The organism is Photobacterium jeanii (assembly GCF_001650345.1).
Taxonomy (GTDB): Bacteria; Pseudomonadota; Gammaproteobacteria; order Enterobacterales; family Vibrionaceae; genus Photobacterium; species Photobacterium jeanii.
Genome location: NZ_LVHF01000012.1, coordinates 1,205,799 through 1,219,472 on the forward strand (window position 1 = coordinate 1,205,799; position 13,674 = coordinate 1,219,472).

At 47.8% G+C, this 13,674-nt stretch carries 17 protein-coding genes; 2 read left to right on the forward strand and 15 right to left on the reverse strand.

From position 1 onward, the window contains the following. Positions 1–16 precede the first annotated feature (16 nt). The 10 genes from A3K86_RS06745 to ccmA all read right to left on the reverse strand — a co-directional run bounded on the left by A3K86_RS06745 (position 17) and on the right by ccmA (position 8,019). A complete protein-coding gene (locus tag A3K86_RS06745) occupies positions 17–847 on the reverse strand; it encodes an MlaA family lipoprotein (protein WP_415860030.1) in 831 nt (276 codons plus the stop codon). An 84-nt stretch (positions 848–931) separates the two neighbouring features. Next, positions 932–2,149 carry a c-type cytochrome biogenesis protein CcmI gene (gene ccmI / locus A3K86_RS06750; RefSeq protein WP_068329540.1) on the reverse strand — a complete coding sequence of 406 codons (1,218 nt, stop codon included), beginning with the start codon at positions 2,147–2,149 and terminating at the stop codon, positions 932–934. Further along, on the reverse strand, positions 2,149–2,664 hold the full coding sequence (locus A3K86_RS06755; RefSeq protein ID WP_068330276.1) for a cytochrome c-type biogenesis protein: 516 nt from the start codon (positions 2,662–2,664) through the stop codon (positions 2,149–2,151). The genes ccmI and A3K86_RS06755 overlap by 1 nt, the downstream gene beginning before the upstream one ends. Then, positions 2,664–3,218: a DsbE family thiol:disulfide interchange protein gene (locus A3K86_RS06760; protein WP_068329542.1), complete on the reverse strand. Its 555-nt coding sequence runs from the start codon at positions 3,216–3,218 to the stop codon at positions 2,664–2,666. The genes A3K86_RS06755 and A3K86_RS06760 overlap by 1 nt, the downstream gene beginning before the upstream one ends. Then, positions 3,215–5,203, reverse strand: a complete 1,989-nt coding sequence (locus A3K86_RS06765; RefSeq protein ID WP_068329549.1) for a heme lyase CcmF/NrfE family subunit — start codon at positions 5,201–5,203, stop codon at positions 3,215–3,217. Before A3K86_RS06765 ends, A3K86_RS06760 begins: the two co-directional genes overlap by 4 nt. Next, positions 5,200–5,685 (reverse strand): cytochrome c maturation protein CcmE, encoded by a 486-nt coding sequence (gene ccmE / locus A3K86_RS06770; protein ID WP_068329552.1) that lies wholly within the window; start codon positions 5,683–5,685, stop codon positions 5,200–5,202. Before ccmE ends, A3K86_RS06765 begins: the two co-directional genes overlap by 4 nt. Next, on the reverse strand, positions 5,682–5,888 hold the full coding sequence (ccmD, locus tag A3K86_RS06775; protein WP_068329553.1) for a heme exporter protein CcmD: 207 nt from the start codon (positions 5,886–5,888) through the stop codon (positions 5,682–5,684). The genes ccmE and ccmD overlap by 4 nt, the downstream gene beginning before the upstream one ends. A 7-nt stretch (positions 5,889–5,895) precedes the next feature. After that, positions 5,896–6,627 carry a heme ABC transporter permease gene (locus A3K86_RS06780; protein WP_068329556.1) on the reverse strand — a complete coding sequence of 244 codons (732 nt, stop codon included), beginning with the start codon at positions 6,625–6,627 and terminating at the stop codon, positions 5,896–5,898. A 70-nt stretch (positions 6,628–6,697) separates the two neighbouring features. Next, positions 6,698–7,366, reverse strand: a complete 669-nt coding sequence (ccmB, locus tag A3K86_RS06785) for a heme exporter protein CcmB (protein ID WP_068329559.1) — start codon at positions 7,364–7,366, stop codon at positions 6,698–6,700. Positions 7,367–7,368: 2 nt separating this feature from the next. Continuing rightward, on the reverse strand, positions 7,369–8,019 hold the full coding sequence (gene ccmA, locus A3K86_RS06790) for a cytochrome c biogenesis heme-transporting ATPase CcmA (RefSeq protein WP_068329561.1): 651 nt from the start codon (positions 8,017–8,019) through the stop codon (positions 7,369–7,371). A gap of 109 nt (positions 8,020–8,128) precedes the next feature. On the opposite strand from ccmA, the gene A3K86_RS06795 reads away from it, so the two are divergent. Both A3K86_RS06795 and A3K86_RS06800 read left to right on the forward strand, forming a co-directional pair. Next, complete coding sequence (locus tag A3K86_RS06795; RefSeq protein WP_068329572.1) at positions 8,129–8,986, forward strand: hypothetical protein; 858 nt, start codon at positions 8,129–8,131, stop codon at positions 8,984–8,986. Between the two features lie 29 nt (positions 8,987–9,015). Further along, positions 9,016–9,312, forward strand: a complete 297-nt coding sequence (locus tag A3K86_RS06800) for an EscU/YscU/HrcU family type III secretion system export apparatus switch protein (protein ID WP_068329575.1) — start codon at positions 9,016–9,018, stop codon at positions 9,310–9,312. On the opposite strand, the gene A3K86_RS06805 is transcribed toward A3K86_RS06800, so the two are convergent. The 5 genes from A3K86_RS06805 to A3K86_RS06825 all read right to left on the reverse strand — a co-directional run bounded on the left by A3K86_RS06805 (position 9,309) and on the right by A3K86_RS06825 (position 13,621). Then, the gene (locus tag A3K86_RS06805) at positions 9,309–9,740 is read right to left on the reverse strand and encodes a DUF2802 domain-containing protein (RefSeq protein ID WP_068329581.1); all 432 of its coding nucleotides are present in this window, start codon (positions 9,738–9,740) and stop codon (positions 9,309–9,311) included. The two genes, A3K86_RS06800 and A3K86_RS06805, sit on opposite strands and share 4 nt — an antisense overlap. Further along, on the reverse strand, positions 9,740–10,231 hold the full coding sequence (locus A3K86_RS06810) for a chemotaxis protein CheW (RefSeq protein WP_068329586.1): 492 nt from the start codon (positions 10,229–10,231) through the stop codon (positions 9,740–9,742). Before A3K86_RS06810 ends, A3K86_RS06805 begins: the two co-directional genes overlap by 1 nt. Positions 10,232–10,253: 22 nt before the next feature. After that, entirely contained in the window at positions 10,254–11,006 is a 753-nt protein-coding gene (locus A3K86_RS23130) for a chemotaxis protein CheW (protein WP_415860031.1), read from the reverse strand. A 661-nt stretch (positions 11,007–11,667) separates the two neighbouring features. Beyond that, the gene (locus A3K86_RS06820) at positions 11,668–12,447 is read right to left on the reverse strand and encodes a ParA family protein (RefSeq protein WP_068329589.1); all 780 of its coding nucleotides are present in this window, start codon (positions 12,445–12,447) and stop codon (positions 11,668–11,670) included. Positions 12,448–12,460: 13 nt separating this feature from the next. Next, complete coding sequence (locus A3K86_RS06825; protein WP_068329600.1) at positions 12,461–13,621, reverse strand: protein-glutamate methylesterase/protein-glutamine glutaminase; 1,161 nt, start codon at positions 13,619–13,621, stop codon at positions 12,461–12,463. Between the last annotated feature and the right edge of the window lie 53 nt (positions 13,622–13,674).

The following is a 13,674-nucleotide window of genomic DNA, read 5'->3' on the forward strand; positions in this document are numbered from 1 at the left end:
CTCTAGGCTAGCCCCCCTAATAATCATCGATTTCATCAAGAAACTCGTCTGAAAAATCAGGTTCTTGCTCTTGCGTATCCAAAGGAGCACCATTCGATGCGCGGAAGTTCTTATGCTGAATATAAGCATCACGCGTAAACAAATACGGATCTGGCGAATCTTCTAATATCGCTTCTTGCGGTACTAATGCCGCACGTTTTTCCATACCTTCTAGTGCCCACTTACCCGCACTTTGCCAGAACGTCAGCAAGTTAAGAGGGAAGTATAAACCGTCGACGATATCCCCCGCCCCTTCACGCAAGGTAATAGGACCATACATAGGCACCATGAAATAAGGTCCGTTCCCAACCCCGTGATAACCGAGTGAATCACCAAACTCTCGCTGACCCGGTGAGCGGATATCAGCGGCAGTCGCGATATCAATCAAGCCGCCCAAACCAAACACGGTATTAAACCAAAAACGGTTAAAGTGAATCGCCGCGTTTTCAGGATTCAGCATGATCAAGCTGTTTACCATGCTCGCTGGCTCTTCAAGGTTAGCTAAAAAGTTGGCTAGCCCTGAGCGCACAGGAACAGGTACATAATCCACATACGCCAAAGACACTGGGCGAACCACGTAAGGATCGAGAATATTGTAGTTAAGATGCCAAACAGAGCGATTTATACCTTCGAAAGGGTCATAAACGCCACTTTGCGTGTCACTGCTGGCTTCCGCTTCATAGTCGATATGATCCGCTACTTTCACTTGGTTGGTAGTCGCAGCTTGCTGCTCATGCCTTTCAGGCGAGTCAGCACAGCCAATAACCGAAGTTGAAAGCACAATAGCGACTGTGGCGGTTCTAAGTATTTCTTTTAACAAGCTTTAAATTTCATCCATAAAAAAAGCAGACTCAATAATAATATCGAGCCTGCTCAATTTATTCCAGTTTAGTTATTTGTATTGCTGATTAATCACAACATTTACGCTACTTCCAAGGTCAACAGGTTGGCTTTCACCGTACCAGTCACCTTGCTTAGTCATTACGTTACCATCAGCATCAATGCGAGCTTTAACCATTAACTTAGGCAAAGACGACATTAAACGCTCTGGGATCATGCTGTCATTATCATCAAGCATTACAGTCAAAGGGAACTGGCCTGAAAGCGGTACACGACGAGCCGCAATCGGCATCGGTGAACCATTCTCGTCATGTGCCGAGATGATCAACAAACCTTGTTGCGGCAGTTGCACACTTGGGTCTAGGTTAATCGTTACTGTCAGTGATTTAGTCGTCGCCTCACCAGTACCTAGCTGTGCTTGTGCACGCTCAATGCTGCGGTCTAACATTTCAACACGAGGATCATCTGGCGATACCAGTTTTTTCATCATGCTCCAGTAAGAAATCGCCAGCTTAAACTCTTTACGCTCAAACGCATCAAACGCCAACAACGACATCGCACGTACATTGGTGTGATCGCGCTTGATCACCGAGCGTAGTAGCGAACGAACAAAGTCGCTTTGCGCAGGGTCGCCAATCATCATCAAAGTTTGGGCGTAACCTAACTGTACTTCCGTATCGTTAGGTCGCAGATCGTAGGCACGCTTCATCGCCGTCTGTGATGTCTCAGCATCACGGTTAGCCATACCAATACGACCAAGCAACAACCAACCAGTCGCATCATTTGGCGTATCGTGAAGACGGGTACGCAACGCCAATGTCAGATCATTCATCTCTTCATCAGTCAGAGGGTCTTGATCTTCATTCATTAGACGCTGAGAAAGCTCAGGTAAGCGCGCTGCGACTTTCTGCCATTCGTCCACTTTACTGATGTTACCTACGTTGAAGTACAAACCGTAACAAATCACGATAGTGGCAACGATACCCGGCAAAACTAACCAAGGTGACGTTAGCTTTTCTTCCGGCTGATGCAGCTCTACAACGTCATCAAGCAATGACTGTTGCAGCTCAGAAACCAGCTCACCTTTAGTAGCAACAATACCTTCATCGCTTTCAGATTCGATTTCACGTACACGATCTTGATAAAAAGCTTTGTTGAGCTCATCGCGGCTAGCGGCGTCATCTTGCGCTTTACCGTAATAAATCGGCACCACGAAAAAAAGTAGTCCCACCAAAATTAAAACGATGGTGGTGATCCAGAACAACATCATTATTTTTCTACCTTATCGTTTTTGTTCTCAACGTTATCTTGTTCCATTTCAGCGAGCATCGCTTTTAAACGTTTCGCTTCAGCTTCATCAAGATCATCGTTTGCCGCAGCCTGAGGCTCATTATTGCGACGAGAGCGCAATACCAATACCGTAAAGCCACCTACGATAAAGAATAACGGACCAAGCCATAGAATAATGGTCGATAGCATCACTGGCGGCTCGTAGGTAACGAAGTTACCGTAACGCGCGACCATGTAATCAACCACATCTTCTTTATCTTTGCCTTGCTGAAGCATGTCATACACTTTCTGGCGCATGTCTCGCGCTAAAGGCGCATCGGAATCAGCAATCGTGTTGTTCTGACACTTAGGGCAACGCAGGGTTGCCGTTAGCTCTTGGAATGCTTCTTCTTGATCGACGTTATCAAAGCTGTGTACTTCAATCGCCGCCACTGCTGACGTTGACGTCAACAGTGCCAGCATCAGACCAGCGAGAAGCATGGAGAATCGTTTCATCATCCCTTCGCTTCCTCTAGCAACTTGCTATACATAGGCTGCAGAGTTTCTTCCCAGTTACGTGGGTTAACATCGCCCACGTGACGGTAACGGATCACTCCGTCAGCATCGATAAGGAATGTTTCTGGCGCACCATAAACACCAAGGTCCATTCCCAGCATACCACTGCCATCAAATAAGCTATGAATGTATGGGTTGCCCAATTCATTCAACCACTGCACAGCTTTCAAGCGATCATCTTTGTAGTTCAGACCAACAATCTTAACGCCAGTAGCTGCGAGTTTATTTAAGTACGAGTGCTCAGCGTAACAAGTTGGACACCAAGTCGCCCATACGTTTAGTAGTAAAGGCTGACCTTTAAAAATGTCTTGCTCGTACAACTTGCCCGCTTCTACTAAGTCTTCAAGTTTGAACTGAGGGACAGGTTTACCCACCAGTACAGATTCCAACTTAGTCGGATCATCACCGTCTGCATTACGCGTTAATTGCACAAGAAACACCATGGCTAATGCGATAAAAAGCACTAGCGGGATGTATAAAACCTTCTTATTCATCCATTCACCTCAACTTGCTTACCTGCTGTTGATTTTGGTTGCTTCGCTTTTTGGCGGAAACGGTAACGCTTGTCGCTGATCGCAAATGCACCACCAAGAGCCATTAGAATGGCACCAAACCAAATCCAGTTAACAAACGGTTTATAGTAAATACGTACTGCCCAAGCGCCTTCGTTACCCAGCTTTTCACCCATAGCGACATAAAGGTCACGAGTAATACCACTGTCGATAGCCGCTTCGGTCATCATTGAACGTGCAACACTGTAGAAACGCTTCTCTGCATGCAGGGTCGTCACATACTTACCATCTTTCGTGATGTTAAAGTCTGCAATGTAACCATCGTAGTTCGGACCATCCGCATCGCGTAGACCTGCAAATTTGAAATCGTACCCTTCAACATGGATGCTTTCGCCCGGCGCCATACGTACGTCGCGCTCAAGATCGTAGTTTGAAACCAATGCCATGCCGATAACAGAGACAGCCAGACCAAGGTGACCTAGCACCATTGCCCAGTGGCTACGACCAAGCTTGCCTAAACCAACCGCTAGGGTATGACGGTGAGTAGCACGCTCATAAAGCTCATAAGTTTGCAGCACAATGATCCATACTGCCATTGCAACGCCTAGGGCTGCGAACGGCTGGAATTTATCTGCGAACAGGTACACCACGCCTACAGAAAAAGGCACAGTGAATAGACCCGAAAGGATCAACGGCTTTTTCAGCGAGCTTAGCTGATCACGCTTCCAACGAACCAGTGGACCGATACCTAGAATGAAAGCAAATGGCACCATCAACCAAGTAAACAAAGTATTGAAGAATGGTGCACCGATAGACACCGAGCCCAAACCAATTTGTTTGTGAACCAGTGGCAATAACGTACCAACAAGCACGACAATCAGACCTGCAACCAGTAACAGGTTGTTTGCTAGCAGTAGGTTTTCACGTGATAGTAGGCTGTAGTTACCTCGTGAGCGAATTTGTGCGCCACGCAATGCGTAAAGCAATAGCGAGCCGCCAATCACAACCACAAGGAAACCAAGAATGAACATACCGCGCGCAGGATCCGATGCGAATGCGTGCACCGATACCAATACGCCCGAACGTACCAAGAAGGTACCCAGTAAGCTCAATGAGAAAGCAGAGATCGCCAGTAATACTGTCCACGCTTTAAAGGTGCCACGTTTTTCTGTCACTGCTAGTGAGTGCATCAACGCAGTACCTGCAAGCCAAGGCATTAGCGAGGCATTTTCTACTGGATCCCAGAACCACCAGCCACCCCAGCCTAGTTCGTAGTACGCCCACCAAGAACCAATCGCGATACCTAGTGTTAGGAACGACCATGCTGCGATTGTCCAAGGACGAGACCAACGAGCCCATGCAGTATCTAGACGACCCGTCATTAGCGAAGCGATTGAGAAAGCAAACGCTACCGAGAAGCCAACATAGCCCATATACAGTAATGGCGGGTGAATGATCAAGCCCGGATCTTGTAGCAGTGGGTTAAGGTCGCGACCTTCAACAGGGAAGTAAGGCAAGGTACGTAGGAAAGGGTTTGATGTCACGATGATGAACAGTAGGAAACCCACTGAAATCATGCCCATTACGGCTAATACGCGTGATACCGACTCTAGTGGCATACCACGACTAAAGCGTGCAACGGCTGCCGCCCAACCCGCTTGGATCAGAACCCAAAGCAGTAATGAACCTTCGTGAGCACCCCACACCGCGGTGATACGGTAGTACCATGGCAATTGCGACGTCGAGTTACTTGCAACATAAGTCAACGTGAAGTCGTTGGTGTAAAACGCCCAACATAGGATCACGAACGACAACGACAACATAGCAAAAATGCCATAAGTCAGTGGACGGGCGGTACGCATCATCATCTGATTTCCCGCCGATGCGCCATAAAGTGGGTAGATACTTGCCAGTACCGATAACCCTAGCGCGATGATAAGAGCAAAATGCCCTATTTCAGCAATCATTGTGTACTACCTTGCTTCTGCTCTTTTGAATATTGAAGCGGCGCGTGGGTTTTCTCCATCGCTGCAGCGACTTCAGGCGGCATGTATTCTTCATCGTGCTTTGCCAGTACTTCGTGGGCTTGAACTGTCTTAGCGTCGACTAACACACCTTGCGCCACAATGCCCTGACCTTCACGGAATAGATCCGGCAAAATACCATCGTAGGTTACCGTTACCGCTGGGCCTACATCTGCCACATCAAAACTTACTTTCAGCGATTGCGGATCACGTTTTACCGTACCCGCCACAACCATGCCGCCAATCCGTAGACGTTGTCCTACTTCTGGCTTGGTGCCATCTGGCTTACCATTTACCAATTCTGTAGGGGTGTAGAACAAGTCCATATTCTGATTCAATGCATAAAGCATTAAACCGACGGTTGCACCGAGGCCAACGACTAACGCTAACACCAAGGTTAAGCGTTTTTTACGTCTCGGGTTCATAGTGTGTTCTCCAATTTTTCGGCGTCTTGAATACGTTGCTCACGAGCAATTTTATTTTTAAGCTCCGCCATGAGACGGCGCTTTTTATTTAAACTCGACATTAGGATCCAAAGCATCGCTAGGAAAGAAATACCGTAAGCACTCCAAACGTATGAGGCGTAACCGCCCATCGCTAAGAAGTCGCTGAATGATTCAAAATGCATACTTTCCTCACTTAACCAGTTGACGGACCCAAGGGCGGTGACTTTCACGCGCGATAATTTCATTACGCAGACGAACTAAAGTCACAGCACCAAAGAAGAAGGCAAAACCGATAATATTCAGTAGTAATGGCCATAGCATGGACGCATCCATTGATGGCTTATCGAATTTAGTGATAGTGGCACCCTGATGTAGGGTATTCCACCACTCAACAGAAAAGTGAATGATTGGCAGGTTAATCACACCCACGATAGCCAAAATACCCGCCGCTTTCGCCGCTGTTTTTTGGTCATCAAAAGCACTGTATAGCGCAATAACACCTAGGTATAAGAACAAAAGGATAAGCTCAGAAGTCAGACGAGCGTCCCATACCCACCATGCGCCCCACATTGGTTTACCCCAAATCGCACCCGTTAATAGTGCAATCACAGTAAACACCGCACCAATGGGTGCCATTGCAGCCGCTGCCATATCAGATAAACGGATTTGCCATACCAAGCCGATGAAAGCGGCAATCGCCATCGACATGTAGGCGCCCATTGACCAAATGGCTGCAGGTACGTGCAGGTAAATGATTCGGAAACTGTCACCTTGTTGGTAATCACTTGGTGCGTAAGCTAGGCCCCAAGCGGTACCAATAATAATGGTTGTTAAAGAAATAATGGAAAACCAAGGTAACAAGGTACCGCACAAACGGTAGCAGTTCTCAGCTTTTGCGTAGGGATGTAACCACTTCCACATATATCAACTCTACTCAGTCTAAAATGTTGTTTAATATCGTTATAATGCTGCCATTATCTATAGATAATGATCAGTTCACGCTAATTCGTAGCGATGCCGCAACCGCAAAAGGCGCTAAAGTTGCAGAACCGACTAGCATTGCGCCCATCAAGGCCAATTGACCGTTATAAGCCATACCTAGACTTGCTGCATCTATCGCAGATGTCGCAAATATAAGCACAGGTATGTAAAGCGGTAATATGAGCAAACTCAATAAAACACCACCTTTACGTAAACCCACAGTCAATGCGACCCCAATCGCGCCTAAAAAGCTCAACGTAGGTGTACCAATTAGCAGGGTTAACACCACTGCAATCCAAGTTGCCCAATCCAACGACAGCAAGATCGCCAATAATGGGCTTATAAGTAATAGTGGCACACCTGTAAGCAACCAGTGTGCTAACATTTTCGCTAATGCCAATACAGGTAGCGGTGTTGGCATCAACATCATCTGTTCTAATGAGCCATCGGCGAAGTCATCACGGAATAACCGCTCTAGCGATAACAAAGCCGCCAAGAGTGCCGCGACCCACACAATGCCCGGTGCAATGCGTGCCAATAAGTTTGGCTCCGGCCCTACTCCCAATGGGAACAAGGTAATCACAATGATAAAAAACCACAGCGGGTTAAACACGTCAGCCTGACGACGAAAGGCAATCAACAACTCACGACGGATCACCTGAGAAATAGCTTTGATCATGGCTACTGGCCCAATTTAATTTTTCTTAGTTGATCACTGTCGGTGAACATATCTTGGTGCGTCGTTAGCAACACAATACCGCCGCGCTCAGCGTGTGACAGGAACAAACGCTCCAGCACTTTGACACCTTGCTTATCGATCGCCGTCAAAGGCTCATCGAGTACCCAAATGCGGTGATTACTGATCCATAATCTCGCTAGAGCTACACGGCGTTGCTGACCGGCTGATAATTGCCCTGCAGGAACATCTTCACGCCCTGCTAAGCCAACGTGTGCTAATGCTTGAAATAAGCAATCATCGCCACACACCTTTGCTTGACCTTCAAGCGGCGCACTGCCTTGTTCAGCGTGCATGGCTTCAAAGTAAGCCAAATTTTCGTATGCCGTCAGCTCGCGCTTGATCCCCGTCTGGTGCCCCAAGAACAACAAGTCTTGGTGAAACTCTTCACGCGACGTCAGAATGTTCTCGCCATTCCAACACACCTGACCTTCGTCGGCGTTACCTAAACCAGCAATGATCCGTAGTAAGGTTGTTTTACCTGCCCCGTTATGACCTTCAATCTGAACCAACTCGCCGTTTCCAACGGTAAAGTTGAGGTCATCGAACAGTACACGCTCATCACGAATACAGCTTAACTTCTCTACTGACAACATACGAAATGATGTATCCTAACTGACACAAAATGAGCACGCATATTACCACATCGAGCTTGTATATTGTTAGCGACCAGTTTATCTAGATTACTGATGAAGGTAAGTAATTGTGAACCCAACACATATCAATAAAACGTTAACGGCCATAGTATCTGGCGATAGACAAGTCAATACAGTGAAAGTGCCGAATAACCCCAAACTTATTGATACAAGTCAATCAGTTACCCCTAAAGAGGTAATCAACTCACCGCATTTTCGCCTTCAGCAATTGTTAACAAACTTGCCAGCGCTGCAACGTTTCGTTGCACTTTTGACGTCACTTTCTGGCACACCAGCCCCTAGCCACAGCCCGGTGCAACAATGGTTACCCCAGTTACTATTGCCGAATAATCAAGCAGCTGTGGTGCAATTTTTAAAACAAGGCGCAGGTGCAGCAGTTTTAAAGCAACTTATCCAGCAATTGGCTACTCCAAATAGTACGATCAGCCAATGGTTATCCGATCTCTCATCCAGCCAGCAAAGTGAGTTCAAGGCGCTTTTACGCCTTGCCGCAGAGCAACGAGTATTACCTCACAGCCAAGCTGACAGTAATGACCCTGTTTTTCTGCAATTACACTTAGCACAAGCAGCGCAACGCGAGATCAAATGCAAAGTCAGCCGCTACCCAGCTCAGCGACAAAAGAAAGGGAAAGCCGCTCAACACCAATGGCGGGTTGAAATCGAATTACCTATTGGCGACGAAGATACCTTAACAGCCAAAGCGCAAATTGAAGATCACAGCTTGGCACTAACCTTTACCAGTGACTCCGCCAAGGTACTCACCACCAGCCAACAGCTCGCACCTCTTCTGGTGGCGCGTTTAGCCACCTTCGGTTTTGAGACAGAGCCGCCCAATTTTCATCGCGTAGAAAAGCCGCTGCCAGCCAGCTTTACTACCCAACAGTCGGGCTTAATAGCCAAAGTCTAATAACCGCTACCGAATAAGCCATACAGAATATGAATCAAGAAAAGAGTGCTATAGCCCTACACTACGATGGCTACAATACCCCAAGCGTTACCAGCAAAGGTTATCAAGGGTTAGCTGAACACATCATTGAGCAGGTGAAAAAACAAGGTGGATTAGTCCATCAAGATCCCGTACTGGCCGAGTACCTGAATGAGTTAGAGGTGGGTGATACAATCCCGGAACAGGTGTATCTGGTGATTGCGGAGTTGATTGCGTTTTCGTGGGTCCTAAACGGAAAAACCCCTCCCGGCTGGGAAGGGTTAGACAAAATCAATGTCGAGGTTTAACGGCGACGATCATGGGTCATTTGCTGAAGGCGCATGAGCAACTCGGCTTCAGCTTTCGGCAAATCACACTCTTCCATCAGCTCATTAACGTCAGCCCCAAGCTCAACCATTTTCGATGCACGGCTATATAAACGCCCATCAGGGTCATGCATCGAGATTTCGCTTTGGCGTTCGGCTAACATCTCTTGATTTTCTGCTATCTCGGCCATTTTTTGGCTCATACCCATAGTACCTACGCGCAATTCATTAAACTGCTTAAGTAGGCTTTCGTGTTGCTGGCGGGCATTTTTTGCCACCAGCTCCATTGCTGAAAACTTGGCTTCTAGCGCCTGACGCGCTTTTCGCTCTCGCCCTAGCAACACACAAAGGATAATGAGGGTGAACAGTGAAATACCAAGCGGCAACCACTGGATGACCAATTCAAGCATTATAGGTACGCCATCTCGTCCCATTCTTCATCAGAAAGGAGTTTGTTTAGATCAACCAAGATCAGTAGCTCACCATCACGGTTGCTCACACCTTGAATGAATTTCGCGCTTTCTTCTGTACCTACACTTGGCGTAGTGTCGATTTCAGAGCTACGTAGGTAAACCACTTCAGCTACGCTATCAACTAGGATACCGATAACTTGTTTTTCAGCTTCGATGATCACAATACGAGTATTGTCAGAGATTTCACCTGGCATTAGACCAAAGCGAGAACGGGTATCGATAACTGTTACTACGTTACCGCGTAGGTTGATAATACCTAGCACGTAGTCTGGCGCACCTGGTACAGGTGCAATTTCAGAATAACGCAGTACTTCGCGTACTTGCATTACGTTAATACCGTAAGTTTCGTCTTCCAACTGGAAAGTAACCCACTGTAGTACTTGATCGCCGTCTTCTTTTTGAATTTCGGCTACACTCACCTGCGACATGCTGTTTCCTCTTAGAGCTTACTCACTGAATTCCCTTAACATCCAGCCCAGCATTGAGCATCTTGATAAGTTCTTCGACGTGAATTAAAGCACACATTTTTTCTTTAACCATTCCAGCAAGCCAAGGCCGTTTACCCGCCTTTTCTCGCCAACGAATACTGTGTTGGGTCAAGGTTTCTGTTCCATGAAGCTTATCACACGCTAAGCCCCACTTACTCTCCCCTAACATGACGATATAGCGATAATTTTCTTTATACTCATCGTCACTGAGTTTTTCTGGCATTACCCAACGCGCGGTATCAACAACATCATGTTGTTGCTCTCGGTTGTTCAGTAACCCCAAGTACCATTCTGGACGCCCAAGAAGACGATTAAGCTCCGCCATCTGGTGGATACCGCCCAAATCGGTCAGTGATACCGCGAATGTCACGCCGTTCACTTCAAAAAAGAGCGCTTGGAACTCTTGCTCTAGCGACTCTTCAGCGGTTTGCGCTGGAGGCCATTCGCCACCCGCCTGCGTTTCAGGCTCGACAGCAATGCTGGTCTCCAGATCAGGTGCCGGTGTTTCTACCACCACCTCAGAAATTAATTGTGGCTCTGGCTCTGGCTCTGGCTCTGGCTCTGGCTCTGGCTCTGGCTCTGGCTCTGGCTCTGGCTCTGGCTCTGGCTCTGCAAGTGTGGCTTCAGATTGAGCTGCGGCAAGAAATTCTGCCTCAGTCACATTCTCAATGTACGCCTCACTGTCTTGCTGAATGGCATGTTGCATGCTCGACATTTGATCAAGCAAGCGCTGCACATCCTGCATATCTGGCTGCGCCAACTCCATTACAGGTGTTGGTTCTTGCGGCTCAGATTTAGTTTCTCGTTTCACTTCGGGCTCTGCGCTTGGCACCCAGTCTGAAACTTGCGATACCCGCTCACTCGCCGCTGAAAACGAGCGTGCTAAGACATCATTATCGAGCGAAACTGACTCGTCTTCGCTTGCAGGTGATTCTTCATCTTGCGCGTTATCCGCAAAGACATAAGGCTGCGTCGTATTGCCTGCCGACATTTCACGCGCCAAATCATCAACAAACTCATCTAAGCTATCGGCCGTCAGCTCAGTTTCTTCACTGCTTTTATCACAATTATTGAGTGTGTCCTCAATTTGTGATGTTTCAGCTTGAATAGACACCTCAAGCTGTTCAGCAGTAGACCATGACGACGGTAATTCAACATCGTCACTGTCATCAACACTCGCTTCCGTGATCTCTTCGGCTTCGGCTTCGGCTTCGGCTTCGGCTTCGGCTTCGGCTTCGGCTTCGGCAGAGTCTAGCTCAAGCTCAGCGTCTGCAACCTCTGTTTCTGCTTCTGTTTGAGGCTCAGGTTCTGGCTCAGCCTCAATCAGCAGGTCAAAGAAATAATCATCCAGCGCTTGTTCACTGGATAACCGATTGTTATCGCTCATCTTGTTCCAACCGCAGCAGATAATTTAATAAGGTTTTATACGCAAACACACCACGACAACTGCGCGCAAAATACGACGGTGGCATGTGTTTAATACTGGCATCTCGGAACTTAGTATCAATCGGCACTGCCGACGCCCATACCTGCTCAGGGAAGCGTACTTTAAGCTCTTGCAGCGTCTGCAATGACGCTCGGGTTCGCTTGTCGTACATGGTCGGTACTATGGTGACTTTAAAGCCATTAGGCTGGGATTTTTGCATAATGTGCAATGTGCGCATCATGCGTTCTAACCCTTTCATCGCCAAGAACTCGGTTTGTACCGGAATCAGAATACGATCACTAGCAGCTAAGGCGTTAACCATCATGACACCCAAAATTGGCGGGCAGTCAATCAGGACGTAATCGTAATCTTGTTCAAGACTACGCAACGCTTTTTTCAGCACTAAGCCCATACCACCTCGGCTCCCCATCACACGGTCTAATGTCGCTAAAGACATGTGAGCCGGAATGATGTCGATACCTGGGAAGTTGGTGTTCATCACCAAAGGCATTACAGTGTTACGGTTGATATCCGTTAACTGAAACAAATCAAATAAGCTCGCTGGCACACTATCGGAATCAATGTTCAGATAGGTACTTAACGAGGCATGAGGATCGGTATCAACCAACAAGACACGCTTGTTGCGTTCACTCAACAACCCAGCTAGCGAAACCGTGGTTGTGGTTTTACCGACCCCACCCTTTTGGTTGGCAATGCTCCAGACTAACACCTGCGTTGACTCCTTAGCCTAGCCCCAGCTCAACCAAAATACGCTCAGAAATACGCTCTAGCGGTAGATCTTCAGTCGACAAACCGGCTTTGGCTACAGCTTGTGGCATGCCATAAACCACACAACTTTCTTCATCTTGCGCCCAAATAGTAGAGCCGCCAGATTTGAGCATACGACAGCCTTCACGACCATCAGCGCCCATGCCGGTTAGGATCATCGACAACACTTTGTCTTGGTAAATTTTTGCTGCCGAGCCGAAAGTCACGTCAACACATGGTTTGTAGTTCATACGCTCACCGCCATCGATAATACGGATGCGCGTTGAGCCTGGACGACCTTCTAGCATCATTTGCATGCCACCTGGTGCAAGGTATGCCACACCCGGTTTTAGCATGTCGCCATCCGCCGCTTCTTTTACTGAAATCTTACAAAGATTATTCAAGCGTGCAGCAAAGGCTGCCGTAAAGGTTGCAGGCATGTGCTGCACCAATACGATAGGTAGCGGGAAATTCGCTGGTAACTTAGTCAGCACTTTTTGTAGTGCAACTGGGCCACCGGTAGATGTACCGATTGCCATTAACTGGTATTTTTTACCTGTCGCTTTAAAGCGACCAGCAACAGGTTTTGCTGTTGGGCGAGCAGGTGCTGCCGCTGCTGGACGTGTTGTGGTTGCCGTTGTTGTACGACCTAACGGACGTGCAGTGGCTGTCGTTGCCGCAGCAGGTTCACGTGCTGTCGTCGTTGGGCGTGCTACCGCAGGGCGACGCATCATTACACGTTTGCGGGCAATTTCTTTAACGCGTTTTTGCAGCAGACCCACTGCTTCTTCACGGTTGCGGGCAATGTCTTCAAACTTCTTCGGAAGGAAGTCCAATGCACCTGCATCTAGCGCATCAAGGGTCGCTTTCGCGCCATCATGCGTTAGCGATGAGAACATTAAGATGGGCGTTGGCGTGCTGCTCATTATTTCACGCACAGCCGTTATTCCGTCCATTACTGGCATCTCGATGTCCATGGTGATCACGTCTGGGCGTAGCTGCTTAGCTTGCTCAACCGCTTCTTTACCATTGACTGCGTTGCCAATAACCTCAAGCTGTGGGTCTGAATTAATAATTTCACTTACGCGACGACGAAAAAAACTTGAGTCGTCGACTACCAATACTTTTAGTGCCATCTATATTGTTATCCTGTAGCTCCGGTTGCCCGGTAAGAATCTGGGGCTGCCAG

Excerpts from the sequence above, each read along its gene's own strand:
- ccmI (WP_068329540.1), bottom strand. The coding sequence starts at position 2,149 with ATGATGTTGTTCTGGATCACCACCATCGTTTTAATTTTGGTGGGACTA.
- A3K86_RS06755 (WP_068330276.1), bottom strand. The coding sequence starts at position 2,664 with ATGAAACGATTCTCCATGCTTCTCGCTGGTCTGATGCTGGCACTGTTG.
- A3K86_RS06760 (WP_068329542.1), bottom strand. The coding sequence starts at position 3,218 with ATGAATAAGAAGGTTTTATACATCCCGCTAGTGCTTTTTATCGCATTA.
- A3K86_RS06765 (WP_068329549.1), bottom strand. The coding sequence starts at position 5,203 with ATGATTGCTGAAATAGGGCATTTTGCTCTTATCATCGCGCTAGGGTTA.
- ccmE (WP_068329552.1), bottom strand. The coding sequence starts at position 5,685 with ATGAACCCGAGACGTAAAAAACGCTTAACCTTGGTGTTAGCGTTAGTC.
- ccmD (WP_068329553.1), bottom strand. The coding sequence starts at position 5,888 with ATGCATTTTGAATCATTCAGCGACTTCTTAGCGATGGGCGGTTACGCC.
- A3K86_RS06780 (WP_068329556.1), bottom strand. The coding sequence starts at position 6,627 with ATGTGGAAGTGGTTACATCCCTACGCAAAAGCTGAGAACTGCTACCGT.
- ccmB (WP_068329559.1), bottom strand. The coding sequence starts at position 7,366 with ATGATCAAAGCTATTTCTCAGGTGATCCGTCGTGAGTTGTTGATTGCC.
- ccmA (WP_068329561.1), bottom strand. The coding sequence starts at position 8,019 with ATGTTGTCAGTAGAGAAGTTAAGCTGTATTCGTGATGAGCGTGTACTG.
- A3K86_RS06800 (WP_068329575.1), top strand. The coding sequence starts at position 9,016 with ATGAATCAAGAAAAGAGTGCTATAGCCCTACACTACGATGGCTACAAT.
- A3K86_RS06805 (WP_068329581.1), bottom strand. The coding sequence starts at position 9,740 with ATGCTTGAATTGGTCATCCAGTGGTTGCCGCTTGGTATTTCACTGTTC.
- A3K86_RS06810 (WP_068329586.1), bottom strand. The coding sequence starts at position 10,231 with ATGTCGCAGGTGAGTGTAGCCGAAATTCAAAAAGAAGACGGCGATCAA.
- A3K86_RS23130 (WP_415860031.1), bottom strand. The coding sequence starts at position 11,006 with ATGTCGAGCATGCAACATGCCATTCAGCAAGACAGTGAGGCGTACATT.
- A3K86_RS06825 (WP_068329600.1), bottom strand. The coding sequence starts at position 13,621 with ATGGCACTAAAAGTATTGGTAGTCGACGACTCAAGTTTTTTTCGTCGT.